Origin of the sequence: Paenibacillus sp. FSL K6-0276 (assembly GCF_037977235.1) — a bacterium.
GTDB lineage: Bacteria > Bacillota > Bacilli > Paenibacillales > Paenibacillaceae > Paenibacillus_AQ.
Genome location: NZ_CP150276.1, coordinates 5,884,558 through 5,910,447 on the forward strand (window position 1 = coordinate 5,884,558; position 25,890 = coordinate 5,910,447).

The following is a 25,890-nucleotide window of genomic DNA, read 5'->3' on the forward strand; positions in this document are numbered from 1 at the left end:
TTTAAGTTAATAGACATAGGCCAGTAATGCCATCAGGTTGTCAAAAGAATAGGCTTGGCCGCTTGCCACATCGCCGAACCCTCCGTACAGTGGGCTACCCACATCTGTCACTCTGAACTCGTTCATTCTTTCGATGCTTTTATGGTAGAGAGATTCATCCCCGATTTCTGCGCCAATCATAGCCGTAATGGCATAAATGGCTGTGGACCGGATATCGTTCAGCGGCTTACCTTCTCTCGAATATTGCCCATACAACGTTCCAGCTTCGACCTGCTGCTTGATAAAATCAATGCTGGTGGATTTCTGCTGATCTACCTCTGCTAAGGCTAGAATGGATAGAAGCGACTCTACTGTATTAATATTCTCCGAACTATAATTGCCGGTCTCATAATTAAACCGTGTCTCATAAAAAGGAAATTCATCCGATAAATATCCATCTTCTAGTATATTCTTCAAATGATTCGATAAATTGATACTAATTTGGCTAGGAATCGACAATTTTAGCAAAGTGCCCAAATTAATATAACACAAAGTGACGAACGAGTTGGTTATTTTGTAATTTTCATCATAAAAATCATACACATTCCCATTTTTTACATTGTATTTATAAAATCTTTCGCCATATTTATCTGCTTCAGCTGTATACCGTTCATCCCCAAACTTATCCCCCGCCTCATAAAGCGCCCGAATCATACGCAAATCATCAACGGCAGCATTCAGTGGATATAACTTCTGCTGTTTAAGACTATAACGGTAGCTGAAACCGCTGTTCATATCAAAGGTTTGCTTAGCCAGTTTCCATTCTTCTGCAAATCGTTCTTGTTGGCCGCTACGTACAGCTGCCAGCATACTGAGAGATGCCGATTCACTTAGAACCTCATGTCCACTCGCTGCTTCCGCCGATTGATCCGTTTCAAGTAAATTAGTATATACACCGTACTCACCTGTGAGTTTCGAGGTAATGAATTGCTCTAAGTCATCTAATTCCTGCGTCTGGGTTACCGTAGTATTATGATCTGAATCTTCGCGATCGGGTAACTCCGTATGAATAGTAGCAGGTGGAGTCGATGTTGGTGTTGATATTGGTGCTGCCGTATTTTCGCAAGCCGTTAGACCCGTGACACCTACTAGAACCGACAGTGCAGCAGCGATTATTTTTCTCAAATGATCACTTCCCTTAGCATTTCCTTATGCTACCTAGTATTATCTATAACGGTAATATACATCATATACTCAAACCTTCTATACCCCTTCATATGCAAAAGGCCTTATCTGGCACCCCATTCGGCAACAGATAAGGCTTTTTTTGAAAAACTTTACTTTTTTCTATTTGTCGCTTCTTACTTAACATCGTCGCTAAATGATCGAAACCTCAGCTCCCGAAAATCCGCCTATTCCATCTATTTCTGGCCTAACCCTTAATCTTACGATACGTCTCTACATCGGAAACAACATACAATCTAGCATCCTTAGGAATAGCCTGATCCAGCTTTCGATTGATGCTAAGATCACTACGATCCGACAACAAGGTCGCGCCTTGCAGAAGCAAGTTCTGAAACGCATCTCCATATGTCTTCCATGCGGTATTCACTGGAATCTCATAAATATCATCACCATATTTACGGCTCAGCAGCTGCGTTATTACTTCAGAATTCCCCTCTTGCAGAGCGGATCGAACAGCCAGTCTGGAGATGGCATCATGCGAGAGAACGAACTCGTTTACTCGGACATGCCTGAAATTCTGAATATTCTTCTCTTGCATTATTTCTACGGTCGTATGTACTTGTGGCGCAATTCGCTCGATACTGGAGGCAATTAATAAGGATTTACCGTCGACTAGCGACGCTTCATCAATCCGTGTGTCGCCGAACACAATGGCTGCTCTTGCTTCATGGATGTTAGCCTTGAGTAGAATCTCATCACTGGAGGCATCGCCACTTATGAAGTGAACTTGATCCATATGTTCCAAAGGATGACTTCCTGTCTCATCAATAATGACAATGTGGCATTTCGGCGAATAGCATAGAACCTCATCTACGGCAGCTTGTGCTTTCTTACTCCAATTTATTAAAAGTACATGATCCTTCCCCCGAAAGCTCAACGTCCCCGCTCCTCTCCTTCTCTGCACCTCCGCAATGGAGTCGATGACCTTACCAATGACCAAGCTGAGGAGACCGATACCAAAGATGTATAGAAACATGGTAAACAGTTTTCCAACTACGGTCTCTGCAAAGTAATCTCCATACCCTACTGTCGCCATCGTTGTCATAACCCAGTAAAAAGCATTAAACCAGCTATGAAATGTACCCGGCTCAATCAGGTAAGCAATCGACGCACTAAGAACTATAAAGATTAGAATAATTAGCCCTATCGATCGTTTGCGTAACCGCATCATCTTGGTGGAAATTCTCAGCAACAGATGCATCTGCCCACCCCTTCTTCACATCAAGCTAAAACGCCTTCGGCGTCCTTTAAGGACGGTAAGCGTTTATGCGAGAAATATAAGGATAATGTATAACGTAAAACTTATACTTTCTTATATTTTCAATAAGGCTGCCGCTCGATGGATGGATCGGGGCAACCTTTGTGTTGTCCTATTGCAAATTCGTACTAAACAATCAGACTGCTAATCGCAAATGCGGTTCCAATAAATACCAAGCAAAGCATAGTACCTACAGCTACATTCCCCTTCTCCAGATGCTCTGAAATCTTAAAGGTTGGGGTCACCAATTCAAAAATCCAGTAAGCTGCTATCAGGCACACATAACCCACCGCAAACCAAATGATCATGTGCAAAATTGAAGTATTCGTATACGCTGCTACCCCAATAATAATAGCCGTTGCCAGAAACTTACCGCCTAACGCCAAAGCTACAGCCACATTGCCCTTCTTCAGCTCCTCCATATCTTTAAACGGAGTCATCAAGCCAAAGATTACCATGCCTAATACTTGCAAAAGAATAATCACAAATACACTCACAACCAAATTAACCACAATCATCACTTCGCCCACCCCCGAAATTTCGCATACGCCGAATCATAGTCGGCAAAATCATGTACTTCCTCAAGGACTACGGAAGCGGTTTTCTGTTTCTCTAGCGCTGTATAGCGTTCATCATCAATCGGCTGCTTAATCCGATTACCTGAAGGGAGCTCAAGCACCGCAAAGTTTCTTGTCTTATCCTTATATTTAGTCTTATATACCCCAACAAGATCAACATCAGTGGTTACCGACACTTTAAGATTGGTAAGATCCTCTGCCGCTGTTTTTTCATCTGCATAAGACTTAATAGTGCTCCATGAAGACAGACGAACTTCGTTCTTCTGATCGGCATCCGTAATTAGCTCGGCGTCCATGAACTGAAGCGTCCAAATTTTATCGCCAGTAGCATAATTCCCATCATTCGGTAGCAGTTCATTGTCCGGCAAAACCGTCATGTCACTCCCAATTAAATCCCCTACGGTACTCTCTACCACCCGGTAGTCCCACGGTACCCGTGCTACACTATCTGATGTTTCAGCTGTTCCTGTATCAAATACACTGCCCTGATTACTGGAACATGCGCTAAGCAACAGTACCGTCAGAAGCATCATACATAAGGCTCCGATTCGGGCTTTCTTGCTCTTATCCAATTATCTCACTCCCAACGCAATAAAATGACTGGCATTGCCTGTAATCAATCCGCCCGCTCGGCCGAGCATACCACAAGGCTTCCCGTTAATCACGAACATACCTGTCAGTAAATGAAATTCACCCTCTGAAGTCGTTATCCGTGCTAAATCGGCTCTTTTTTGATACACAGAGGGGAAGAGCTGACTACTGTCATAACCGTCTTCATCTTCAAGCTCTAACGCACCACTATCATCAAACATGCGCACCGAACCCCCTTCACGACCAAAAACAGATTTGGACACAAAGTTCCCTGAGAATACAGGCTTATTATAAGTAGGCAAAATATAGCGCGAGATCGTCTCTCTCTCTTCCTTATCGAATAGCAGGCCCAGCTCATACATTCCCCACACTGCTGCGACCAGTCCCTTGGACTGGAGCAATATACTGTGAGGGCCGTTAAAGAGCTGAAGATTTCCTTGCTCTACCGCATAGGCGAGGGCATCGCCGCCTTCATCAACAGCCATCCACTCTTTAGGATATAAGGCGAACATCCGCTCAATCACACGGTCCTCCCCATCCTTGAGAATTCCGTTGTCGACCCACAGATCAAGACAATCCACACACTGGATATCGAGACCACTGTGCTTCACTAATGCTTCAATCGTACCTGAATCTTCAAGATGAGATCCATAAGCGACACAAGCTGCGGTATCCGGACGTTCTACCTGCCAAGCTGCCGCAACTTGTTCCTTCATCCCTTGATTTGGACTCTGCACACCAGCTTGCTCACAGATCCACGGTGTAGCTATCGAAGCTTCCACATAACCTGTTGGGGTGTCCGCATTCAGTTCGAGCAGCTTAATCGTCCCATCATGGGCTATGGCAAAGTCGAATCTGGCATACCGACTAATGAATCCTTCTTCTGGCATAGGGCACCCATCAAGCATCTCCCAAAGTACAGGGGGAATTCCAAGCAGTTCATACAAATCGCGCTTTAGATGTACATAGCGAACCGCTTTATCGAGGATGGCCCAGAGCTTTGATGAGGCTTCTTCAAGCTCCTTATAAGTGTCCCTGCGCATTACAGCAATTGCATCCAACCAATACTCTTCATCCTCAAGATCCGCCCAAGTGAACCCAAGCTCATACAACGCTTTAACCCGCGGACCTCTTTCAAGCTCAGACTGATCTAGAATTTCAAATACACTCTGCTGATCACTCATCCGCCAAAACCACTCTTGCTTGAGCCTGATCTCGAAGAGGACTTCGAACCTGAGCCAGATTTAGAGTTCTTCGAAGAATTTAAGCCGCTGGAAGTGCCACCGATTCCAGTCTTTGAAGAAGAACCTCTTCTCGTGATGGAACCGGTGGAGGACGTCGAAGTTTTAGGTTTCACTACTGAACCGGGGACCTTCTTATTCTGGAACTTCTCGCTGTTATAAGTAGGCGGTTTATAAGTTGTTCTCGTGCCTCCATAATAAGTTGGACGCTCCTTGGACCATCCTCTAGAAGAGTAATTGCCACCACTGTTAAACAACATGTGATACAGAAGCAAATCATCCCAACCAAAGCCTGAATGGTATCCACCATAGTTATTCACTACAGTCGTTCCATTATTGGTTACAACACCTTGGCCTCCTTGTTCTACCTCTTGCGCACCTTCCGGATATGGAATATTCCAATCCACATTTTTGTCAAAATAGGCTTTAACCTCTTCGGTAGACCAGGATACCAGCTGCGGTTCGTCTCCAGAAGTATTTGCGCTAGCCCCTGCGCCGCCAGGAATAAACATAGCATTCGCTAACAAAGCTATACCTAGCGAAGTAGATAATACTCGAATGGGCTTTCCATCAGAGGTGAATAATTTGGATACAGCTAATTCCTTATCCTTTTCATCTTTAGACATCGTAAGGTTCTCCTTCCCTTATCTCAATCATTCGTTGTGCATCGGAACAAGCAGAAGCTCCAGCTTGCCTTCATCTACATTCAGCCGTCCTTCAACCGTTTCATATTCAACACTGCCAACCACAATATAATTGACATTCTCTAGCGCTGCGATCATATTCATGCTCCACGTGCGTTCCTCAATGACTCGCAGCCCGCCTTCCGGCATTTTTTCAAATAAGATTACTTTCATCCCATTGTCCATTATTACCATTCCTTCCTTAGTTCTGCTATAGCATCTGATACGTCTTTATCACCTTTTCGTTTCAGTTCTAGGCAGGAATAGATTGCCTAGTATTACTCTTGGAATGAGAACGTCTATATAAGAGCAGAATTCCTAACGAGCACAAGCTAACGAGGTGATACAGAAAGATTCAGAGCAAACATAGCCATAACGGCTGCAAGTATACAATGTCCAATCAATAAAACGTCCCACATAACGGGTCAGAAATGCAGATAATAGTGCTCCCGGTGCGATATACAAACCAATCATCAGCGCTGATTTATCGAACAGATTAGCGAGCGCAAGCGGCATCAGGAACAAGTTCCCTAAGTTCAGCACCAGAATACAAAAGCCTACGGCAACCAGTTTCAGGTAACCCGGCATGGTAAGCAGCTGCGGATTAATGAATGATTCCTTGGCCGTCTTTAGATGTAAGGCATGCACGATAATAGACACTATCCCCACCGCTAGCCATACAAGCGACTGGGTAGTTACGGCTACCGGCAGCACGATAAGCACCAGGCAAGTAATTCCGAACAATCCGTTCCAGCCAAAGTACTGGCTGATGACGCCTCCGACAAATAGGACCCAAACCAAAGGCCATTGCACTACCCGCCGAGATCATTGCAATAGCGCGCCGCGTCTTTCAATCGGAACATAGCGACTGGCGAGTACAAGCCCCAATCCAGCCATAGATCCAGCACCCGCAGATTGCACAATTCTCGTGAGCAATAGCATATTAAAGTCATGTGCGAACAATCCAAACACTGATGCTGTCCCAAGTGTAATTAAGCCAATGGTCAAAAGCTTGCGAATCGGCACTAAGTCGGATAACCGGCTATAAATAACCGTCGATAATGCATATCCAATCGAATAGCTGGAAATCACCTATAGCCTAGGTCAGCAGAAATTTGGAGATCCTGAATAATGGTTGGCAGCGATACATTAAACATCGTTGTGTTCATCACTACAATAAAGAGGCACACCGTCCATAATGACATGACTATTTTATCATTCATTACTACTTTCTCATTCATTGCTACTCCATCCCTGTCCTAATTTATCTATACATGCTCAACTAATTTTATGCCTATAAAAAGAGGTTGGCAATTAGAATAGGAGGATTATTTGCGCCACATCAACCCACACACCAGTTCGAACAGCTCCATATAGTTGCGTGGATTTTTACCCGTCAACGTATGAATGCGATTAAGCCGATAATTCAGTGTGTTTCGGTGAATATTCAACTTTTGTAACGTTCGATTATGATCTCCATTCTCCGCAATAAATACTTGCAGTGTTTCCAATCAGACCCGTCTTGTGCTAATGATAAGGTCTTAGGGGGAATTGATTGACTTGTACATGGGAAAGTAAAGATATATTATAACGCGCATGAACTAGGGAAAGAGTGTTTACAAGGGTTCGCATAGTGACTTTTTAAATAGGAGGTAGTAGCCATGAGGGGTTTGACAAAAGAAATTGCGATGGAAATTGTTCGACGTACGATGCATGTGATTGGGTACAACGTCAATGTTATGGACAAGCGAGGACGAATTATTGGATCTGGAGATGGTAAGCGATTAGGGCAATCACATGAGGGTGCATTACTCGCGATCGAGCGTCGTGGTAGATTCGAGATTGATCAGGAGAGCGCCGCTAGATTGCAGGGGGTATTGCCTGGGACGAACCTTGTTATTGAGTTTGAGGATGAGATTGTTGGTGTTATTGGGATTACAGGTGATCCTAAGGAAGTGACGAAGTATGGTGAATTGGTGAAGATGACGGCGGAGATGTATCTTGAGCATATGAAGCTGTTAGAGCAGGCCCAATGGGACAAGCGAATGAAAGAGAATTTCCTACTCGCGGTGATGAATGGCGATGAGGGGAATGTGCAGACATTGCGACATCAAGCACAGCAGATTCATTTTCAGGTGGATAAGCCTCATATCGCATGCATCATTGAATTAATTGATCGTAATGAAGATGAGCTAATGACGACAATGAAGCGGGTAGCTGATGTATTGGAAGGACGCCCGGCTGTTCAATTGATTACCATTCGTAATGCCAGACAAGTTGTTCTGATCAAGGAGCATCTCCACGAGCGGAAGCCACATACGGATATATGTGAAGGAATTCACCAGATAAGACGTTGGTTAGATGTAAAGGAGATTTCTCCACTACGTATCGCGGTAGGCAAACCTTTTACAGGGATTCAAGGGATGATGAAGTCCATTCAATCCGCAGAGGATACGATGCGTGCAGGCTATGCAATATATCCGGATGAGCCGGTTTATTATGCAACGGATCTGCAACTGGAGACGATGGCCGTTCCGAGTGTGCATAATTGGATGTCAGAGGAGTTGCTGCAGCTATGGGCGCATTTTATGGAGGAGGATCGTAGTGGCGAGCTTCAGCAGACATTAGAACTATTTTACATCGAAAATGGGGAGCAACAGCATATAGCTGAACGACTGCGTATTCATCGGAATACGTTACGTTACCGACTCCAGCGTATAACCGAGCTCACAGGGAAAGATCCAAGAAATTATCAGGAGCTGTTCCTACTCATGAGTGCGCGTTGGTTATATTTGTTGGAACATTCTGGCACGTGTCGTGATAAATAGGACGATTATGTTCATATGCACAAAAAAAGACATCAATCGGTGCGAAATGTTTATTTCTTTGCCTAATGAAACGCTTCCAAAATATCGCTAAAGTATATGTATAAGCTCAAACCACATATTCGACATATACGATTCTATGTAAAACTGGGGAGGAATAACTCATGACAGTGAGTGTAAGCGTTTTAGGTGCTTTAGCGGCATTGGTTGTGGCAATCGTTCTAATATTGAAAAAAGTACCGCCAGCCTACGGCATGATGATTGGTGCGTTAGTAGGTGGTTTAATCGGCGGCGTGAGTATGGTTGATACCATTACACTGATGATGGATGGTGCCAAAGGGATGATTCCTGCCGTGCTTCGTATCTTGGCAGCAGGTGTGTTAGCAGGTGTATTGATTGAATCAGGCGCTGCGAAAAAGATTGCAGAGACGCTGGTTCAGAAGGTCGGCGAGACACGAGCATTACTCGCATTAGCATTAGCAACAATGGTTCTTACAGCGGTCGGCGTATTCGTGGATGTAGCTGTTATTACTGTAGCACCCATTGCATTAGCTATTGCACAACGTGCGAATCTATCGAAATTGGCAATCCTGATCGCTATGATCGGTGGCGGTAAAGCCGGTAACATCATGTCACCAAACCCGAATGCGATTGCAGCATCAGATGCATTTCACATTCCATTAACTTCGTTGATGGCAGCAGGTATAATCCCAGCTGCGTTCGGGATTATCGTAACGTACTTCATCGCAAAGCGTTTAAACAATAAAGGTAGTAAAGTAGCAGCTTCTGAGGTAACGAATAATCCGAATGAGCAGCTTCCAAGCTTCTTTGCAGCCATTCTAGCTCCACTTGTAGCAATTATCTTGTTATCCCTTCGTCCAATTGCAGGCATCGTAGTCGATCCAGTTATCGCACTTCCAGTTGGAGGTATCATAGGTGCCATTGCAATGGGAAGATTTAAGAAGTTAAATGAGTTCGCTGTATTTGGTCTTGGTAAAATGACTGGTGTAGCCGTCATGTTAATCGGGACAGGTACACTAGCTGGTATCATTGCAAATTCGCAATTGAAGGATGTTATTATCGATGGCCTTACGGCATCTGGCCTACCGGCATACTTGCTTGCTCCAATCAGTGGTGCGTTAATGTCTCTTGCAACAGCATCGACAACAGCAGGTACAGCCGTAGCGAGCTCTGTGTTCGGCTCCACCATTATGGGACTTGGCGTAGCTTCGCTAGGAGCGGGGGCAATGATTCACTCTGGTGCGACTGTATTAGACCACATGCCTCACGGTAGCTTCTTCCACGCAACAGGTGGTAGTGTGAACATGCAGATGAAAGAACGTCTGAAATTGATTCCTTATGAAACTGTGGTTGGTCTAACACTAGCGATCGTTTCGACATTAGTATTTGGTGTATTCCAATGGTTCGTATAACGAATATCGAAGCACGAACAACACAAAAGGAAGTGGAGAGCATGAAGTTTGTATTGGCGCCAGATTCATTTAAAGAAAGTATGACAGCAATGGAAGCCTGTGAGGCCATAGAACGAGGACTTCGTTCCTCTTTTCCCGATGCAGAATATATTAAAGTTCCGATGGCAGATGGCGGCGAAGGTACGGTTCAATCGCTCGTCGATGCGACAGGAGGACGAATTGTACAATGTGACGTAACAGGGCCGCTCGGTCACCCTGTGAATGCATTTTATGGCATTATGGGAGATGGAAAGACCGCGATTATCGAAATGGCAGCTGCTTCTGGACTTGGACTTGTACCGAAGGAAGAGCGTAATCCGTTGATCACCACGACAAAAGGTACAGGAGAGCTCATCGTTCATGCGCTGAATGCAGGCGTACGTTCCATTATTATGGGTCTGGGTGGCAGTGCGACGAACGATGGCGGTGTAGGCATGGCGCAAGCGCTTGGATTCCGCTTCTTACGAGAAGATGGAACGGAGATTGGATACGGTGGAGGATCGCTTAGTGAAGTTACTCGTATTGATAGTGCTCATGTAGATCCGAGACTTCAAGGTCTCCAAGTGGTAGCCGCATGTGACGTGGACAATCCGTTAACTGGGGAGCGTGGAGCATCCGCCATCTTTGGCCCGCAAAAGGGTGCAACACCCGACATGGTGAAGCAATTGGATGCAAATCTTACACATTTCGCAAACATCATTGAGCGCGATCTCGGTAAAGAAGTGAATGATACAGCAGGTGCGGGTGCAGCAGGTGGACTAGGTGCTGGCGTGATGGCCTTCCTAGGAGCCAAGTTGAAGCGAGGCGTAAACATCGTCGTCGATGCCATGAATCTTGCGGATAAAGTGAAAGATGCGGATTATGTCATCACAGGCGAAGGTGGTATGGATAGCCAAACCGTCTATGGCAAGACACCGATTGGTGTTGCCAAAGTAGCACAAGCCGCTGGTGTACCTGTTATTGCCTTGGCAGGCTCCCTCGGTAATGGCGTAGAAGCCGTGTACGAGCATGGTATCGATATGTTCTTCTCCATCGTGCCTGGGGTATGTACGCTAGATAAAGCGCTCAATAATGCTTCCTTCAACATGGAGCGCACCGCGCGCAATGTAGGTACATTAATCAAATATAGTAAACGTTAATTACAAGCAAAAACGCCTTCGGGGTCCTTATAAGGACGGTAAGCGGTTATGCGGGAAATATAAGGATAATTTAAAGCGTGGAACATATAAATCATTATATTTTAAAAAAAGATCTGACCCGTGCCATGAAGCAGAGTCAGATCTTTTATTTCGTTTTTGCAGGTAACCTAGGTTTATACTTCACCCAGGCTTGGTCTTTTATCATGAATCAAATAAGTTTAGGAGACTTGAGATTCCTTAGCAAGAACAGGTACGGTGTTATCCTCTACCTGCACATCATCCTTTGTCTTGGAGAGGAAAATGTTCAGCACAATCGCTGTAAGCGAACCGGATACGATACCGTTCTGTAGCAGCATCCGAGCAAATTCAGGCAGCTCTGCGAACATTGCAGGAAGTGTTGCTGAACCTAAGCCCACAGCGATACTGCATGCAGCAATCAGTAGATTACCATCCTTACGCAGATCTACATCGGATAGAATGGAGATTCCGGAAACGGCAACCGATCCGAACATGACAATCATGGCTCCACCAAGTACGGCATTCGGTACAATCGTCGACAAGGCAGCCAGCTTTGGCAGTAGTCCTAGTACAATCATGATCCCGCCAGCGGCAAAAATAACATTACGAGTCTTAATGCGAGACAGCGAAATCAAACCCACATTTTGAGAAAAAGCAGTGTATGGGAAGGCATTAAAAATTCCGCCCAGCATAATCGCTACTCCCTCGGAACGCAGTCCGTTTACGATCTGCTTCTGTTCAACTTTCTGATCAATTACTTTACCTACAGCAAAATAAACCCCAGTAGACTCCACCATACTAACAATATTAACGATAATCATAGTAAAGATTGCGGTAAGACTGAACTCAGGCCATCCGAAGTAGAACGGCTGTGCGATGCTTACCCAAGAAGCGTCACCTACCGTGGAAAAGTTAACGATACCCATTCCATAAGCAATTGCAGTACCCACCACTAAGCCGACCAGAACAGATATGGAGCGTAGAAATCCTGTGGCGAAACGGTTAACCGCTAGAATGACAAGTAGTGTAATCAGTGCAAGCAGCAAATTGCGGGGGTGTCCAAAATCAGCGCTGCCTTCTCCGCCAGCAACATTATTCATAGCTACTGGAATAAGTGATAGCCCGATAATAGTCACGACAGAACCCGTTACAATGGTCGGGAAGAATTTCAGCAGCTTCCCATAAAGTGGGGCTGCAAGAACAACGAACAAACCGGAAATAATGATCGCACCGTACGCAGTCGCCAGATTATGTGTCGAGGCAATCGCGATAATCGGACCAACCGCTGTAAAGGTACATCCAAGAATAACTGGGAGCCTGCTACCAAAATACTTGGTGCCCATAATTTGCAGCAGTGTAGCCAATCCGCAAGTGAACAAATCGGCTGCGATGAGGTAGGCCATTTGAGTCCCATTCAACTTCAAGGCGCCCCCAACAATCAGCGGTACGATAACTGCTCCTGCATACATAGCTAGTACATGCTGAAGACCTAACGTAAATACCTTTTGCTTGCTTAACATCCCGCACTCTCCTTGATTTTCTCTAATGAGCTTTCATTATCAATGAAGTGAATTTCACCTGGTGACATAGATGCAATACGGGCCAAGGCATGTACTTCTATGCCTCTGTTCTCCAGAAGGCTCCGACCTTCTTGGAAGCTCTTTTCAATGACACAACCGACGCCTAGGAGCTCTGCTCCCGACTCTTTCACGATATCAACCAGCCCCACAAGAGCAGCACCAGTAGCAAGGAAATCATCCACAATGAGCACATTGTCATCTGGTCCAAGATATTTCTGAGAGACACTGACCAAATAATCCTCTTGGCGTGTAAAGGAATGTACAGGCGCTGAGTAAACCGCCTCCGAGAGGGTTACTGCTTTCTTTTTCTTCGCGTAAATAAACGGTACACCTAATGCAATTGCAGTAGCCATAGCGAACTGAATCCCACTAGCTTCAATAGTAATCACTTTCGTGATCGGCTGATGACCGAACAACTTTTTGAACTCCTGACCGATTTGCAGCGCAAGCTCCGTATCGACCTGATGATTCAGAAATGAATCTACCTTCAGTACCGTATCTGATAAAATAAGACCCTCTTGTCTAATGCGCTCTTGAAGTACCTTCATCGTGAACTGATCTCTCCTTCTTCATTAAAAAAACAAAAAAAGGACAAATCCCTTGAGTCGTTTCTCTCAAGTGAATCTGTCCTTCTGGGCTTTTGTCCCTTAGTGGTGTAACACTGTGTAGTGTCCGCATCGCTCGGTCCAGGCCTTCCCTCCATAGTCAGGAAGCGGAACCCTAGATGCGCTATTTCACTCATAGTCGGATAATTACGATGGTTATCCGGTAGAAACTTATGGGCCATATCCCCAAGATTATATGAGTTGACAAGCATAAATGCCTTCGGCGTCCTTATAAGGACGGTAAGCGTTTATGCGAGAAATATAAGGATAATGTATAATGTGAAACTTATACTTTCTTATATTTTTATAAATGTTCGGTATGAATACCTTGTATATCTTACACGCTCTGTCTGGTGCTTACAAGCAAAATTTTAATCATTTTTCATACCATTTTCAGGCTATATTCATGAAATACAATTGTTTACATTTAGTAGTTACTGCTCCAATATCTTCTGCGCCGTCTCAATGCTCAACGTTCGGTCCAATATTCCTGTGCAATATATAGCAAACAAACTAACAGGCGAGGTGCTAAATATGAACAATCTAAAGTGGGCAATCATAGGCCCAGGAAAAATAGCTGCCGAATTCGCTGCTGCTCTGAAAGAAATTGGTCTACATCTCCACACCACATAGCAATCACTATGAATACATCATAGAAAGCTTGCAGAACTTCAGGAAATCGCCGAGCTTGCCAAACGTAAAGACCTAATCGTCGCCGAAGCTATGACCATCTACCATATACCCTTGCACAAAAAGCTGCGGCAAATCATTGATGAAGGTAAGATCGGACGCAGCTTCGAATCATAAACTGAAAACTATAGATCGAGCATCATCTAAAGCGTTGGCAGCCCCTTGAAACCAAGGAGGCCCAACGCTTTTTTTGTCGCGGATAATATTTTTGAAACGGATGACAATATCCTTAGGCGATATCTCATAGGTACTTTTTAGTACCTATAGCACTTTAAAGTACGTACTATACTTAAGTGACACATGCCTTCATAATTGCACTTACCGGCCGGTGATTAACAGAGTGTAGGAGTGAAAGACATGTTGCTAGATCAAAAAAGAAGCACCCTGGCACTCTTGGCTTTAGCCATTAGCGCCTTTGCGATCGGAACCACCGAGTTTATCAGTGTAGGGCTGCTGCCTTTAATCGCTGATGACCTGCATATACCGCTGACCACCGCAGGATTAACAGTTACTTTATACGCTTTAGGGGTAACTTTTGGCGCCCCGATCTTAACGTCCCTGACCACGGCGATATCGCGTAAAACATTATTGCTAATCATTATGATTGTTTTTATCCTCGGCAATAGTCTTGCCGCGGCTGCGGACGGAATTATAGTTCTGCTAATAGCTAGAGTAATATCCGCCCTATCGCATGGCCTGTTCATGTCGATTGCCTCGACCATTGCCGCCGACCTCGTACACGAGGATCGTAAGGCCAGTGCTATTGCGATCATGTTCACAGGGCTAACCGTAGCTACTGTTACTGGCGTCCCACTGGGTACTTTTCTAGGACAACAGCTAGGCTGGCGAGCTGCATTCATCGCCATTATTGCCATCGGGCTTATAGCGCTCATCGGTAATCTGTTCTTGGTCCCTGCCACAGGGCTGCGGAAAGGAACCCGAACGTCGCTTCGTGAGCAAGTTAAACTCGTGACGAACGGACGATTGCTGCTGGCCTTCGCAATCACTGCTTTAGGATATGGAGGCACATTTGTAGTCTTTACTTATTTATCGCCGCTTCTTCATGAAATCAGCGGTTTCAAAGAGAACACCGTTGCGGTCATCCTTCTTGTTTATGGCATAGCGATTGCTATCGGCAACGTCATTGGAGGTAAAGCAGCCAACCGTAAACCTATGAATGCCCTATTCTACATGTTTGCTGTACAAGCTGTTGTACTGTTCGTCTTAACCTTTACCGCTCCCTATAAAGTGGCTGCACTACTCACGATCTTCTTTATGGGTCTGTTAGCCTTCATGAACGTACCCGGACTGCAAGTACATGTAGTTACACTTGCTGATCGATATGCTCCAAGTGCGAGAGACGTAGCATCTGCGCTGAATATTGCTGCTTTTAACGCTGGTATTGCCATCGGGGCCTATCTTGGCGGTATCGTGACGGATCATATGGGACTAATTCATACCACTTGGGTGGGTGCAATAATGGTTCTATCCGCGGTATTCCTAACAGCCTGGAGTCGTGCGCTGGAGAAGAAAGATGAGACCCTTCTCCAGTCTGAAGCTGCTTAATAAGCTTTCCAATAACAACCCAAATAAACTTTTAAATATCTTAGGAGGTTAATTTTATTATGGCTCAACATCTACAGGATACAACTACATTGCACAACGGGGTAAACATGCCTTGGCTCGGACTCGGAGTATTTAAAGTCGAAGAAGGCGCAGAGCTGGTACAAGCGATTAAATCCGCAATTGCACATGGCTACCGCAGCATCGACACAGCAGCGATTTATGAGAATGAGACTGGCGTAGGTCAAGCGATCAAAGAAGCTTTGCAGGAGAACAACCTGTCCAGAGAAGATCTCTTCGTAACTTCAAAGGTCTGGACTGCAGATATGGGCTATGAAGAAACCATTGCCGCCTATGAGACTAGCCTAGCTAAGCTTGGACTTGAATACCTTGATCTATATCTTATCCACTGGCCGGTAAAAGGAAAATATAAAGAGACTTGGAGAGCGCTTGAAACATTGTATAAAGAGGGGCGCGTAAAAGCGATCGGGGTCAGCAATTTCCAGATCCATCATCTTGAAGATGTGATGAAGGATGCGGAAATTAAGCCGATGGTTAACCAAGTTGAGCTCCATCCTTATTTGAGTCAGCAAGAGTTGCTTAGCTTCTGCAAAGAACATGGAATCCAATTGGAAGCTTGGTCTCCGTTAATGCAAGGGCAATTGTTGGGTCAGCCTGTACTGAAACAAATTGCAGCTAAATACGGCAAATCCGTAGCTCAAGTGATTGTCCGTTGGGACCTACAACGTGGGATTATTACCATTCCAAAGTCCACTAAAGAGCACCGAATCATCGAAAACGTAGCTGTGTTTGATTTTCAGTTAACAGAAGAGGATATGACTCTAATTAACGCCCTGAATCAAGATCAACGGGTTGGTCCAGACCCAGACAATTTCGACTTCTAAGGAACAACGTAACAGCAATGACCTATGACAAGAAGAAACGGCATTGCCGTCCTTTTAGGAACGGAATCCGTTTCTGCGGGAAATAGAAGGATAGTAAATGGCGTGGAACATATAAATTCTTATATTTTGACGTAAAAAGATCCCATCCCTTATCAATCATAGGGTTGGGATCTTCTTTATAATGCGGCATTACATCATTTTAATTTCAAGCAATTCATATTTGATGATACCCATTGGTGCATTTACACTAACGATATCGCCGACTTTTTTACCCAGCAATTCCTTGCCTAACGGGCTTTCATAGGAGATCTTATTATCTAGCACATCAGCTTCAGCAGCCCCTACAATTCTATATTCAATCTTCTCGGAGTACTCTATGTCATTCAGGATTACAATACAGCCCATACTAACCTTCGACAAATCCATCTTACTCTCATCCACGATCCGGGCTTTGGTCAACATTTTCTCCAGAATCATAATACGAGTCTCCATGAACGATTGATCATCCTTGGCCGAATGGTACTCACTATTTTCCTTCAAGTCTCCATAGCTGATCGCCAATTTAAGCCGGGCTGCCAATTCCTTGCGCCCTACGCCTTTCAGTTCCTTCAGCTCTTCTTCTAATTTAGCCAACCCTTCTTTGGTCAAGAACACTTCTTCATTAGACATGTTTACAACTCCTATTTTGGATGCTTTATTGTATTTTAACCTATATTTCATAATCATGCGAAAAGAAAAATCCCTGCCACAATTGAACATTGGGCAAGGATGTCAATGCTGCATCATTATTCTGGCAAATGCTCTTTACAGAAAAGGAGCAGCGCTGCTTCCTCATCCTCTTCCATATCAAAATCAAGCAACTGACCTGTTGTGGTCTCCTGCAGATCATAACTCACGATGCTGACCTGATCTTCATCCACTTTAATAATCGCTCTAGCGGATACTCCGTTCTCTACATACAATTCATCATCTTCTGGAACGTCCAGTTGAACCACGAATTCATACCGCTTACCGGTTAGTATACCAAAAGGATCCTTTACATTCTCCACGTTGTAGCTCGTAAATGTCAACATTGCTCAATCAACCTCTTTTCCTAATACCTGCCACGTCATTGTATCACAAAAAGCTGCATGAAGGAGTCGACTCGTCCATCAAGCCATAGCTTTAGACTTCTTGATCTGTTTGCTTCGCAACTGTCCACATGCAGCATCAATATCCACACCATGCTCCAGACGGGTACTTACACTAACACCCTGCTTCTTCAAGGTATCAAAAAAGGCCCGCACGGTCTCCCGATCAGTTCTTTGATATTGGCTGTGCTCATCGACTGGATTATAAGGAATCAAGTTCACATTGACGAGTTGACGCCGATCACCGATTAGCTCGGTTAGCTCAAGCGCATGCTCCTTGCCGTCATTAACATCCTTCATCAGAATGTATTCTAACGTAATTCTCCGATTTGTTTTTTTCAAATAATAATCTATGGACTCCATTAATTTCTCGATCGGAATCGCCTTGTTAATCTTCATAATCTTCGTCCGCAGCTCATTATTAGGTGCGTGAAGAGATACTGCCAAGTTCACTTGTGTATTCGCATCGGCAAATTCAACGATCTTGTTAGCAAGTCCACTCGTCGATACAGTAATCCCTCTACCCGCGATCGCTAGTCCCTTATGGTCCTTAATAATCGATAAGAAATCGAGCAAGTTCTTGAAGTTGTCGAACGGTTCGCCAATACCCATGACTACAACGTGACTAACCTTTTGTTCAAGGTTTGCCGCATCCAGATGCTGTTGGACCTTCATAATCTGCTCCACAATCTCACCGCAGGAAAGATCACGACTCTTCGCTAACAGTCCGCTGGCGCAAAAGCTACAGCCGATATTACATCCAACCTGAGTAGTGACACATACGGACAAACCGTATTTCTGTCTCATAAGCACCGTCTCGATCAGGTTGCCATCCTTCAAACGGAATAGGAACTTAATCGTCCCATCCGCAGACTCCTGCTTCACATGTTCTTCCAACGTATGGATCACATAGTGCTGCTCCAGTAATTCTACACAATCTTTATTTACATCGAGCATTTCTGAGAATTCTGTAATCCGCTTCCGATAAAGCCAATCCCAGACCTGCGTTGCTCGAAATTTTTTATGTCCTCGTTCCAACAGCCATGCCGCCAGTTGATCAAAAGTTAATCCATAAATGGATTCCATATTCATTCGTTATCCTCTTTTCAAAACATTAAAGTTCAGTCCATCACTACTCATTGTCTCAAATTTTTTTTATTTAAACAAGGGGAGTTGTAGCGTTGCGTCGAAGTTTACACCATTAGAAGTCAGTTCTATGAAATTACATCTGAGGAGAGATCGAAGCAAATGAGCTCAACAACAATAAAAATCATCGGCTTTACCCTACTAGCTGCCGTTCTAATCCTTGGTGGTTTTTTACTGTATATTACCATTACCGATTATAAGCCAAAGGAGATAACTCCGCTAACGGTAAACCATAATCAGGAACAAATGATGAAGCAGGGAGAGCCTTTTTCGATAACCACCTTTAATATTGGTTACGCCGGGCTGGATAAGGATCAGGATTTCTTTATGGATGGTGGAACGAAGTCACGCTCAAGCAGCGAGGGACAAACGAAGACAAATCTTGAGGCCATAGCTTCCCTAATGACATCTACAGGCTCGAACCTATTCATGTTGCAAGAGGTAGATGTTGACTCCTCCCGTAGCAACCGTATAAATGAAGTCTCCTACTTATTGAATAAGTTCTCTGATTACAGCAACGTATTCGCGACGAACTACAAGGTACCTTGGGTACCGATTCCTGTACTTGATCCGATGGGCTCGGTGTACAGCGGTTTATTAACCTTATCCCAATTTGGCAGCACAAGTAATGTTAGATATGATCTCCCGGGAAAAGAAGCCTGGCCTCGCCAACAGCTTGATCTCGACCGTGCCTTTATGGAGAGCAGGTTCCCCGTCGATAGCGGAAAAGAACTGATTCTGATCAATCTTCATTTATCAGCTTTTGACCAAGGTGGAACGATTCGCAAGCAGCAATTAGAGTACCTATCGACTTATATTCAAAAAGAGAACGATAAAGGCAATTACCTCATTTTAGGGGGAGACTGGAACCATTCCCTACCGGGTACAACCCCTGAAGCCTTCGAGACCACCCAAACTTGGCCGGAATGGCTACAGCAGTTCCCTGAAGATTTTAAACCTGAGGGCTTTCAGTGGGCTGTCGATGCTAAAGTACCGTCCGTCCGGACACTCGATGTAGCCTATTCAGAAGGTGTGAATTTCCGGGCTGTAATTGATGGTTTTCTTGTGTCACCAAATATCACAATAAGTGGACTACAGGGCCATGACTTATCTTTTGAACACAGCGATCATAACCCTGTAACAGCCACTCTTATTCTCAAATAAGATCCAGTCTTGGATCATTGATGCTACTTAAAAATGACGAATTTCATGTCTTTCTCTTGAAAATACTTAATGATAGCGGGCAACGCCTCTACGGTAATCTTCTTTTCGTGAAAGAGATACACTCCGCCGGACGGATCAGTATGATGAACATATTGAAGGATATCTTCTGGGCTCTTAACTTTCCAATCCTCAGAATCACGATTCCATAACAGAACCTTCATCTGCTGTTCCGTCACCTTGGCGGCTAACTTTTTATTAATCGCACCATAAGGAGGCCGAAAAACAGTTATTGGCGATTGAATGATTTGTTCCAACGCCTGATTTGCCTTCGCCAAATTATTTCGGTTCTGCTCATCCCCATTGTCGGTCATCTTGCTATGATCCCACGAATGACTTCCAATCGACATCCGATGCTCACTCGCGTACTTAACCGCTTCCACATTATGAGCTACCTTATTCCCAACAAATAAAAAGGTGGCTGCCACCTCATGTTCTACTAGAATATCTACGATTTCTTTCGTATACTTCGACGGACCATCATCAAATGACAAAGCCACGTAACCCTTCGGCAAGCTATATTCGTATTTATTCTCGGTTAATTCAATTTCTTCATACGTCTTTATCTGTTCCTGAGGAGGCTCCGAGGGTTCTGGCGTAGGTTCATCTTGCTGGTTATTGATTAACACCGTCTGAGCATCGGGGACAAGCGGCAGAGAGAGGATTGGCTCAATTTGCTCAGAACTACTTCCACGTACGGGATCTTTCAACGCTTCTGCACTGTCCATGAGTTGTCCATCCATTCGAAGAGATAATACAAGTACCAAACAAGTGAACATGATACACTGCAGTGTAGCCTTTCCGATCCGGTTGCTCTTCTTTCTGCTTTGCCTACGTACTGGCTCTATTGAGGGAAGCATCGTTTGAACTACCCTCTCCTCTTCAGCATGGGGATAGTCCTGTTGCTTTAATTGAAGGAGTTGCGATACATAATATTCAGAGCAGGCAAAATACAGCGTTTCGCTGAAGGCTTTGTTCATTATGATCAGCGTACTGTAATAACTGTTACGAAAAGGATCCCATTTCGGATATAATGACAATCTCATTCTTTCCCCGGAAAAGGGACCCAGGGCATTTAGTTGTTCATATGTAAATTCATCAATGGTAAGCATGCATCTTTCATACCCGACATTACGAGTTAGCCCTACCTCAATCTGATAATCGGCCTGCTTATGCTCAAGCGACAGTAACTCAATCATTAGAATGGTACTCGATTCAATTGATGCCATGAATCCTATGTATCTCCGTTTCCATCATTTCGTCCCGTCAGCGTGTTGCCATTCCCAAAAGGGACGGTCATACGATTGGTAAAATCGCTGATCATACCAGAGAGGTATGCCTTTTCTTGGCGGATCGTATCGTACTTCTGTCTTAAATGAGCGTTTTCAATTTCAATCCGCCCGAGCTTCTCTTCCAGATCATTCATCTTCTTGAGCTTTTCCGCATGAGCTTCGTTATGCTTTTGGATCAGACTTACATACTTTTGATGCTCTAGATCAATCGTACTTTTTAATTCTTCAATCTCTGAAGAGAGGGTGGTCTGAAGCTCCCGATAATCCTCCAGCACTTGATCGACTTTCAAATTCTTCTCAATCAATTTATGCTCGAGCTCTCGGACGCTCTTCTCTCTTTCCTCAATAACCTTATTGAGGTTCTTCATGTCCCGGTTCAGACGTTCAACATGACTGCTGGAATGGGTCAACCGATCCTGAAGTTCATTCATATTCGTCTCCGCATGCTGTCTGGCCTGAATGATCTGCTCCACGGAGAAGATCAAATCGAGTGATTTTTTATCAAGCTGAGCTTTACCCGTAGTAACCACTCCTGCTAAAGTCTCGCCAGCGATCTGGTCCTCTACTTCCTCGCCCTGCTCTTCTGATAATTGCACCTTTTGAACCATACCCGGTTTGGACTGCTTATCCACTGAATCTTTCTTTTTAAAAAAGGGAGAAATCATTGATCTTATCACCTCAATTATAAAAAAATGTCAAAAAATGTCGAGTGCCCACGAGTCTATTATAGTTTACTTGTCTTGTCTGTAAGTGAGCCTTTATATCTAACTTTTTGAATTGGATCAAAAGACCTAGTTCTCGCCAATAACAAGAAAAAAGCACCCTTGCGGGTGCTCTGGTTTCAATTGAATTTATCAGGGAATTGTTTAACAATACCCTCAGTTAGTATATCTCCAAACATAATCATATGCTCCAGCCCTTTATCAAAAGCGACGATTTCAGCATCCCAATCCTTTTTAACCCTTGCTGTCACATCATCCGTAATTAGCTCCAAATGTTCATGAAGCATCTCTTTCAATTGTTCATACGAATATTTGGGATTCTGTGCACTAAGGAACTTAGCAATGTCGTCAGCGTTGGCATACCACTCTTTATTGTATTTTTCCAAATCCGCTTGATTGTTAGAAAGCACAGCCGCAACGACTTTTCCGGCAATAACAATATGCTCCCGCAATAATTGAGCTAGCTTATCTCCAACTGCCTCACCGTAATACGGTTTAAAAACATTCCCTATGTCTTGCTGATTCTGTAGCAACCTTGCCAGTACTTTCTCTTTGTCCTCGGAATTGGCAAAGGCGCTAACTATGTAGTTTTTCGTCCATATCACATGGTCGCTCCATAGTTTTCTGAGGTTATCTTTAAGCTCTATCACGGAGGGAGTTAAGCATTGCTTATGTGAACTCTTTTTCTCTTTGGATGCAGCATCAGCAGTTACGGGCATTACACTAACAACAAGAAACATAAACAACAAAGTTAGCTTCGCAATCAAAAACTTAGGCTTCATTATGACCTATCTCCTTTTAAGCATCTATTAAACATCTTGTATAGTGTGTACCGATGCTTTTATTTCATTCATGACCTCTTTTAAAACACAAAAAAAGCACCGTCATTGGACGGCGCCTCTTCTGTAAGTTTATCTAAACATCACTTTGTCTACATTGTATTTAGATTTTAATTCATTGATGATATACGTTTCATAAATCTCTCTGTGAACAGGGCTTTCGATTAAGCAAACATCAATTCTGGTGACCTCGTCCCGATGTTCTCTGATATCAGATACGGTGTCTTCAAAATGTTTCTTGATTCTTGGTCTTAGCTTTCTCGCTTTACCTACGAACAGCAACTCATCTTGGTCATTGTAGAACATAAAAATACCGCCGTAATCTCTTGGGATCAGGTGAAAATCAGTGAATCCATAAATATTGCTTAACTGCGGGTTAACTTGTTTAGTAATACTAACATCCACATTGGGAATGGTTATGTTGATCATTTTAGCTCACGTCCTCTTTCTATATAGGAGTAAATATTATCATAAGTTAGCCTTTTATTCTATCTTTCGCAATGAACCTTGTTCTTTATTCTGCCTTGGCCTGACGGCTCATTAGAGCATGAACAGTCTCAGTTATCCCTTGCTCAAAAGTAGTAGTGGGAATTGGCCCCACATAACGGTCATATTTCCGATGAATATTGCAGGTTTAACAATTCAGTGATAATTACAGTCCCCGTCCCCCCGGTTGCACCAAGCACAAGCGCTTTTTAACATAAAGCATTCCTCCTATTATTGTTATTGATCAATCACTAACTAATGTCCATAAATCTAAGAGCCGAGGCTCCTAGTTGTTACAACGTCTCTTTATTTCTACTACTCTTTCCAATGTTTCGGCTTCAACTCTGGCATTCCAAGTGCCATAGAAATATTGCAGAGCATACCATTAGCCATAAAGGTACTTACCTCTACTTCAGGCTGCTCGATCCCAGCGGCTACAAATTTCTCATGCACAAGATTGGTAATATCACGTATTCCCTTTTGCATCGTTTGACGAATGACTTCATCGCGAATACCTAACCCCTGAACTTGCAGAATCATCTCATTCGGGTGCGTTTCCATCAACAACTCGTATACCTTAATTGATTCCTTTAGCATTTGATCTGCTGACGCCTCAACTCCCTTAAACGTACGAACAATCCGTTCAAAAGCACGCTCCAAGGAGGCGACAAACAATTCTTCTTTGTTCTTAAACACTTTAAACACATAAGGCTGAGAAATACCTACCTTTTCTGCAACCTGTGCTGTTGTAGCTCGGTAGTAGCCATTCTCGGCGAACACAACAACCGCTGCCTCCAAGATCTGCTCTCGGCGGTTTACCGAGACCGATTCGTCTGATTTCTTGCGACCGGAACTAGATTCTGTTATCATGATAATCTCCTTACGTAACCAAATTCATTAGGTTATTGATCAATCACTTTCTTTGAAAAGAGTATATGCTCATCTCCTAAAATAATGCAACTCAAAACAAATAATAATATTCTAGCAACATCCATTCGCGTGGAAAACACAATAAAAGTTAATTAATAATGCCAACTGGAAATATTACTAAAAAATATGACATTATTCAGAACCTTCTCGCCAAAGGGTTGTGATTTTCCTCATGAGGGTATTATAAATATTAAGGTAGTGTTAGTTTCATGATTGGCGCAATTAGCATCTAGGAGGATTTGATTCATGTCAGCAACAGATAGGCAAAAAATTGTAGATAGTGTTCCACAAACAGGATTTTTCGGACATCCCAAAGGACTATTCACACTCTTCTTCACAGAATTTTGGGAGCGGTTTTCCTATTATGGCATGAGAGCGATCCTAGTTTACTACATGTATTATGAAGTAAGCAAAGGGGGTCTCGGATTACCAGAAGATATGGCCCTTTCGATTATGTCTATCTACGGATCACTCGTATATATGTCTGGAATTATAGGTGGATGGCTTGCGGATCGGATTTTCGGGACTTCGAAGGCTGTCTTTTACGGTGGCGTTTTAATTATGTTCGGGCATATTTTACTGGCGATACCGGGAAATGCCACGCTATTCTTTGCTTCGATGATTATGATCGTGCTTGGAACCGGACTTCTTAAGCCCAATGTATCAAGTATTGTAGGCGAAATCTATAGCGAACAAGATAACCGCCGCGACGCTGCTTTCAGCATTTTTTATATGGGTATTAACCTCGGCGGATTCCTCTCTCCACTGATTGTAGGCGCTGTAGGTATGAATGATTTCCATCTTGGCTTCTCGATTGCCGCAATCGGAATGTTTATTGGATTAGTTGTTTACGTAGTGACTCGCACCAAAAACCTGGGTCTGGCAGGTACGATTGTACGCAATCCGATTCCAGCCGAACAGAAGAAGAAATTATTTACTAGGATTGGCATTGGACTAGTTGTGCTTGCGGTATTAATTACGGTCGGCATTCTTACTGGAGTGCTCACCTTTGAAACATTCATTAAGATAGTCGGAGTGTTAGGGCTACTTATTCCTACGATGTACTTTATTGTGATGTACCGTAGCCCCCAAACAACAGCTGTCGAGCGATCCCGAATTCTCGCGTACATCCCTTTATTTATCGCGTCGATTATGTTCTGGGCGATTCAGGAACAAACTTCAACGGTTTTAGCTAGCTTTGCTGATAAGCGCACCCAATTGGATTTTGCAGGCTTACACATTTCTCCTGCTTGGTTCCAGTCGCTTAACCCGCTGTTTATTATCGCCCTTGCACCTATATTTGCTTGGATTTGGTTAAAGCTCGGTAACCGTCAACCAACGATTCCTCAAAAATTCTCGCTTGGTTTATTATTTGCCGGTCTGTCCTTCCTAGTAATCCTGGTGCCGGCTTACTTCGGTGGTGCCAATTCACTTGTGAACCCATTATGGCTGGTTCTTAGCTATTTTATCGTCGTGATTGGGGAACTATGCTTGTCACCTGTTGGCCTCTCGGCAACGACCAAACTGGCGCCAGCCGCTTTTACTGCTCAGATGATGAGCATGTGGTTCTTGTCCAATGCTGCTGCGCAAGCTATTAATGCTCAGATTGTGAAGTTCTATACCCCAGATACCGAAATGCTGTACTTCGGAGTCATCGGTGGAGTTGCCATTGTGCTCGCGGTAATTCTCTTCCTTTTCTCTTCTAAGATTCAGAATTTCATGAAGGGTATACGTTAAACATATAAGGCTGCT

At 43.9% G+C, this 25,890-nt stretch carries 27 protein-coding genes, 2 pseudogenes and 1 riboswitch; of the genes and pseudogenes, 8 read left to right on the plus strand and 21 right to left on the minus strand.

The genetic code is table 11. The annotated features are described in order from the left end of the window. Positions 1-6: 6 nt before the first annotated feature. From MHH52_RS27725 to MHH52_RS27775, 11 genes and pseudogenes are all read right to left on the minus strand, one after another. The gene (locus MHH52_RS27725) at positions 7-1,164 is read right to left on the minus strand and encodes a glycosyl hydrolase family 8 (RefSeq protein WP_340005623.1); all 1,158 of its coding nucleotides are present in this window, start codon (positions 1,162-1,164) and stop codon (positions 7-9) included. A 247-nt stretch (positions 1,165-1,411) separates the two neighbouring features. Then, entirely contained in the window at positions 1,412-2,425 is a 1,014-nt protein-coding gene (locus MHH52_RS27730) for an ion channel (RefSeq protein ID WP_340005625.1), read from the minus strand. A gap of 185 nt (positions 2,426-2,610) precedes the next feature. After that, positions 2,611-3,003, minus strand: a complete 393-nt coding sequence (locus tag MHH52_RS27735; RefSeq protein ID WP_340005627.1) for a DUF350 domain-containing protein — start codon at positions 3,001-3,003, stop codon at positions 2,611-2,613. Further along, entirely contained in the window at positions 3,000-3,593 is a 594-nt protein-coding gene (locus MHH52_RS27740; RefSeq protein WP_313638729.1) for a signal peptide protein, read from the minus strand. Before MHH52_RS27740 ends, MHH52_RS27735 begins: the two co-directional genes overlap by 4 nt. Positions 3,594-3,632: 39 nt before the next feature. Next, entirely contained in the window at positions 3,633-4,835 is a 1,203-nt protein-coding gene (locus tag MHH52_RS27745; protein WP_340005628.1) for a glutathionylspermidine synthase family protein, read from the minus strand. Beyond that, positions 4,832-5,518 carry a hypothetical protein gene (locus MHH52_RS27750; RefSeq protein WP_340005630.1) on the minus strand — a complete coding sequence of 229 codons (687 nt, stop codon included), beginning with the start codon at positions 5,516-5,518 and terminating at the stop codon, positions 4,832-4,834. Before MHH52_RS27750 ends, MHH52_RS27745 begins: the two co-directional genes overlap by 4 nt. Positions 5,519-5,545: 27 nt before the next feature. Continuing rightward, positions 5,546-5,761 (minus strand): hypothetical protein, encoded by a 216-nt coding sequence (locus MHH52_RS27755; protein WP_340009853.1) that lies wholly within the window; start codon positions 5,759-5,761, stop codon positions 5,546-5,548. A gap of 132 nt (positions 5,762-5,893) precedes the next feature. Further along, entirely contained in the window at positions 5,894-6,376 is a 483-nt protein-coding gene (locus tag MHH52_RS27760) for a hypothetical protein (RefSeq protein ID WP_340005632.1), read from the minus strand. Between the two features lie 24 nt (positions 6,377-6,400). Next, entirely contained in the window at positions 6,401-6,667 is a 267-nt protein-coding gene (locus MHH52_RS27765; RefSeq protein ID WP_340005634.1) for an MFS transporter, read from the minus strand. Beyond that, positions 6,664-6,816: a hypothetical protein gene (locus MHH52_RS27770; RefSeq protein ID WP_340005636.1), complete on the minus strand. Its 153-nt coding sequence runs from the start codon at positions 6,814-6,816 to the stop codon at positions 6,664-6,666. Before MHH52_RS27770 ends, MHH52_RS27765 begins: the two co-directional genes overlap by 4 nt. A gap of 87 nt (positions 6,817-6,903) precedes the next feature. Further along, positions 6,904-7,086, minus strand: a pseudogene (locus MHH52_RS27775) (helix-turn-helix domain-containing protein); the annotation flags it as partial. Positions 7,087-7,236: 150 nt separating this feature from the next. Here MHH52_RS27775 and MHH52_RS27780 point away from each other — a divergent pair. From MHH52_RS27780 to MHH52_RS27790, 3 genes are all read left to right on the plus strand, one after another. After that, positions 7,237-8,403, plus strand: a complete 1,167-nt coding sequence (locus MHH52_RS27780; protein WP_340005638.1) for a sugar diacid recognition domain-containing protein — start codon at positions 7,237-7,239, stop codon at positions 8,401-8,403. Positions 8,404-8,564: 161 nt separating this feature from the next. Then, positions 8,565-9,833, plus strand: a complete 1,269-nt coding sequence (locus MHH52_RS27785; RefSeq protein ID WP_340005640.1) for an SLC13 family permease — start codon at positions 8,565-8,567, stop codon at positions 9,831-9,833. A gap of 41 nt (positions 9,834-9,874) precedes the next feature. Beyond that, a complete protein-coding gene (locus MHH52_RS27790) occupies positions 9,875-11,011 on the plus strand; it encodes a glycerate kinase (RefSeq protein WP_340005642.1) in 1,137 nt (378 codons plus the stop codon). A 218-nt stretch (positions 11,012-11,229) separates the two neighbouring features. Here MHH52_RS27790 and MHH52_RS27795 read toward each other — a convergent pair whose 3' ends face one another. Together MHH52_RS27795 and MHH52_RS27800 are read right to left on the minus strand one after the other, a co-directional pair. Next, a complete protein-coding gene (locus MHH52_RS27795) occupies positions 11,230-12,549 on the minus strand; it encodes a nucleobase:cation symporter-2 family protein (protein ID WP_340005644.1) in 1,320 nt (439 codons plus the stop codon). Continuing rightward, entirely contained in the window at positions 12,543-13,157 is a 615-nt protein-coding gene (locus tag MHH52_RS27800) for a xanthine phosphoribosyltransferase (RefSeq protein ID WP_340005646.1), read from the minus strand. Before MHH52_RS27800 ends, MHH52_RS27795 begins: the two co-directional genes overlap by 7 nt. Before the next feature lie 173 nt (positions 13,158-13,330). Further along, a riboswitch (purine riboswitch) is annotated at positions 13,331-13,434 on the minus strand. Between the two features lie 314 nt (positions 13,435-13,748). Here MHH52_RS27800 and MHH52_RS27805 point away from each other — a divergent pair. The 3 genes and pseudogenes from MHH52_RS27805 to MHH52_RS27815 all read left to right on the plus strand — a co-directional run. Then, positions 13,749-14,006 (plus strand): annotated as a pseudogene (locus MHH52_RS27805) (gfo/Idh/MocA family oxidoreductase); the annotation flags it as partial. Positions 14,007-14,261: 255 nt separating this feature from the next. After that, positions 14,262-15,470 carry an MFS transporter gene (locus MHH52_RS27810; RefSeq protein WP_340005648.1) on the plus strand — a complete coding sequence of 403 codons (1,209 nt, stop codon included), beginning with the start codon at positions 14,262-14,264 and terminating at the stop codon, positions 15,468-15,470. A 59-nt stretch (positions 15,471-15,529) separates the two neighbouring features. Further along, entirely contained in the window at positions 15,530-16,372 is an 843-nt protein-coding gene (locus tag MHH52_RS27815; protein WP_340005650.1) for an aldo/keto reductase, read from the plus strand. Between the two features lie 189 nt (positions 16,373-16,561). Here MHH52_RS27815 and greA read toward each other — a convergent pair whose 3' ends face one another. The 3 genes from greA to rlmN all read right to left on the minus strand — a co-directional run bounded on the left by greA (position 16,562) and on the right by rlmN (position 18,594). Then, positions 16,562-17,041 carry a transcription elongation factor GreA gene (gene greA / locus MHH52_RS27820; protein WP_340005652.1) on the minus strand — a complete coding sequence of 160 codons (480 nt, stop codon included), beginning with the start codon at positions 17,039-17,041 and terminating at the stop codon, positions 16,562-16,564. 116 nt (positions 17,042-17,157) lie between these two features. Then, a complete protein-coding gene (locus tag MHH52_RS27825; RefSeq protein ID WP_042192802.1) occupies positions 17,158-17,445 on the minus strand; it encodes a DUF6509 family protein in 288 nt (95 codons plus the stop codon). A gap of 78 nt (positions 17,446-17,523) precedes the next feature. Further along, a complete protein-coding gene (gene rlmN / locus MHH52_RS27830; RefSeq protein ID WP_313638712.1) occupies positions 17,524-18,594 on the minus strand; it encodes a 23S rRNA (adenine(2503)-C(2))-methyltransferase RlmN in 1,071 nt (356 codons plus the stop codon). 156 nt (positions 18,595-18,750) lie between these two features. Here rlmN and MHH52_RS27835 point away from each other — a divergent pair, with 156 nt between their 5' ends. Then, positions 18,751-19,812: an endonuclease/exonuclease/phosphatase family protein gene (locus MHH52_RS27835; protein WP_340005654.1), complete on the plus strand. Its 1,062-nt coding sequence runs from the start codon at positions 18,751-18,753 to the stop codon at positions 19,810-19,812. Positions 19,813-19,835: 23 nt separating this feature from the next. Here MHH52_RS27835 and MHH52_RS27840 read toward each other — a convergent pair whose 3' ends face one another. From MHH52_RS27840 to MHH52_RS27860, 5 genes are all read right to left on the minus strand, one after another. Further along, a complete protein-coding gene (locus MHH52_RS27840) occupies positions 19,836-21,098 on the minus strand; it encodes a polysaccharide deacetylase family protein (RefSeq protein ID WP_340005655.1) in 1,263 nt (420 codons plus the stop codon). A 5-nt stretch (positions 21,099-21,103) separates the two neighbouring features. Beyond that, positions 21,104-21,826 (minus strand): hypothetical protein, encoded by a 723-nt coding sequence (locus tag MHH52_RS27845; protein ID WP_313638715.1) that lies wholly within the window; start codon positions 21,824-21,826, stop codon positions 21,104-21,106. 176 nt (positions 21,827-22,002) lie between these two features. Then, on the minus strand, positions 22,003-22,665 hold the full coding sequence (locus tag MHH52_RS27850) for a glycosyltransferase (protein ID WP_340005656.1): 663 nt from the start codon (positions 22,663-22,665) through the stop codon (positions 22,003-22,005). 129 nt (positions 22,666-22,794) lie between these two features. Further along, the gene (locus MHH52_RS27855) at positions 22,795-23,151 is read right to left on the minus strand and encodes a nucleotide excision repair endonuclease (protein WP_313638717.1); all 357 of its coding nucleotides are present in this window, start codon (positions 23,149-23,151) and stop codon (positions 22,795-22,797) included. Between the two features lie 372 nt (positions 23,152-23,523). Continuing rightward, positions 23,524-24,078, minus strand: a complete 555-nt coding sequence (locus MHH52_RS27860; protein ID WP_340005658.1) for a TetR/AcrR family transcriptional regulator — start codon at positions 24,076-24,078, stop codon at positions 23,524-23,526. A 306-nt stretch (positions 24,079-24,384) separates the two neighbouring features. Here MHH52_RS27860 and MHH52_RS27865 point away from each other — a divergent pair, with 306 nt between their 5' ends. After that, positions 24,385-25,875: a peptide MFS transporter gene (locus MHH52_RS27865; protein WP_313638719.1), complete on the plus strand. Its 1,491-nt coding sequence runs from the start codon at positions 24,385-24,387 to the stop codon at positions 25,873-25,875. Positions 25,876-25,890: the final 15 nt, after the last annotated feature.

What these genes read in the sequence shown, in the direction of transcription:
- MHH52_RS27750 (WP_340005630.1), bottom strand. Translation starts at nt 5,518, where the DNA reads ATGTCTAAAGATGAAAAGGATAAGGAATTAGCTGTATCCAAATTATTC.
- MHH52_RS27865 (WP_313638719.1), top strand. Translation starts at nt 24,385, where the DNA reads ATGTCAGCAACAGATAGGCAAAAAATTGTAGATAGTGTTCCACAAACA.
- MHH52_RS27845 (WP_313638715.1), bottom strand. Translation starts at nt 21,826, where the DNA reads ATGATTTCTCCCTTTTTTAAAAAGAAAGATTCAGTGGATAAGCAGTCC.
- MHH52_RS27840 (WP_340005655.1), bottom strand. Translation starts at nt 21,098, where the DNA reads ATGGCATCAATTGAATCGAGTACCATTCTAATGATTGAGTTACTGTCG.
- MHH52_RS27745 (WP_340005628.1), bottom strand. Translation starts at nt 4,835, where the DNA reads ATGAGTGATCAGCAGAGTGTATTTGAAATTCTAGATCAGTCTGAGCTT.
- MHH52_RS27730 (WP_340005625.1), bottom strand. Translation starts at nt 2,425, where the DNA reads ATGCATCTGTTGCTGAGAATTTCCACCAAGATGATGCGGTTACGCAAA.
- MHH52_RS27835 (WP_340005654.1), top strand. Translation starts at nt 18,751, where the DNA reads ATGAGCTCAACAACAATAAAAATCATCGGCTTTACCCTACTAGCTGCC.
- MHH52_RS27780 (WP_340005638.1), top strand. Translation starts at nt 7,237, where the DNA reads ATGAGGGGTTTGACAAAAGAAATTGCGATGGAAATTGTTCGACGTACG.
- MHH52_RS27860 (WP_340005658.1), bottom strand. Translation starts at nt 24,078, where the DNA reads ATGATAACAGAATCTAGTTCCGGTCGCAAGAAATCAGACGAATCGGTC.
- MHH52_RS27855 (WP_313638717.1), bottom strand. Translation starts at nt 23,151, where the DNA reads ATGATCAACATAACCATTCCCAATGTGGATGTTAGTATTACTAAACAA.
- MHH52_RS27850 (WP_340005656.1), bottom strand. Translation starts at nt 22,665, where the DNA reads ATGAAGCCTAAGTTTTTGATTGCGAAGCTAACTTTGTTGTTTATGTTT.
- MHH52_RS27790 (WP_340005642.1), top strand. Translation starts at nt 9,875, where the DNA reads ATGAAGTTTGTATTGGCGCCAGATTCATTTAAAGAAAGTATGACAGCA.
- MHH52_RS27810 (WP_340005648.1), top strand. Translation starts at nt 14,262, where the DNA reads ATGTTGCTAGATCAAAAAAGAAGCACCCTGGCACTCTTGGCTTTAGCC.
- rlmN (WP_313638712.1), bottom strand. Translation starts at nt 18,594, where the DNA reads ATGAATATGGAATCCATTTATGGATTAACTTTTGATCAACTGGCGGCA.
- MHH52_RS27815 (WP_340005650.1), top strand. Translation starts at nt 15,530, where the DNA reads ATGGCTCAACATCTACAGGATACAACTACATTGCACAACGGGGTAAAC.
- MHH52_RS27785 (WP_340005640.1), top strand. Translation starts at nt 8,565, where the DNA reads ATGACAGTGAGTGTAAGCGTTTTAGGTGCTTTAGCGGCATTGGTTGTG.
- MHH52_RS27755 (WP_340009853.1), bottom strand. Translation starts at nt 5,761, where the DNA reads ATGGACAATGGGATGAAAGTAATCTTATTTGAAAAAATGCCGGAAGGC.
- MHH52_RS27800 (WP_340005646.1), bottom strand. Translation starts at nt 13,157, where the DNA reads ATGAAGGTACTTCAAGAGCGCATTAGACAAGAGGGTCTTATTTTATCA.
- MHH52_RS27740 (WP_313638729.1), bottom strand. Translation starts at nt 3,593, where the DNA reads ATGATGCTTCTGACGGTACTGTTGCTTAGCGCATGTTCCAGTAATCAG.
- MHH52_RS27825 (WP_042192802.1), bottom strand. Translation starts at nt 17,445, where the DNA reads ATGTTGACATTTACGAGCTACAACGTGGAGAATGTAAAGGATCCTTTT.
- MHH52_RS27795 (WP_340005644.1), bottom strand. Translation starts at nt 12,549, where the DNA reads ATGTTAAGCAAGCAAAAGGTATTTACGTTAGGTCTTCAGCATGTACTA.
- greA (WP_340005652.1), bottom strand. Translation starts at nt 17,041, where the DNA reads ATGTCTAATGAAGAAGTGTTCTTGACCAAAGAAGGGTTGGCTAAATTA.
- MHH52_RS27770 (WP_340005636.1), bottom strand. Translation starts at nt 6,816, where the DNA reads ATGAATGAGAAAGTAGTAATGAATGATAAAATAGTCATGTCATTATGG.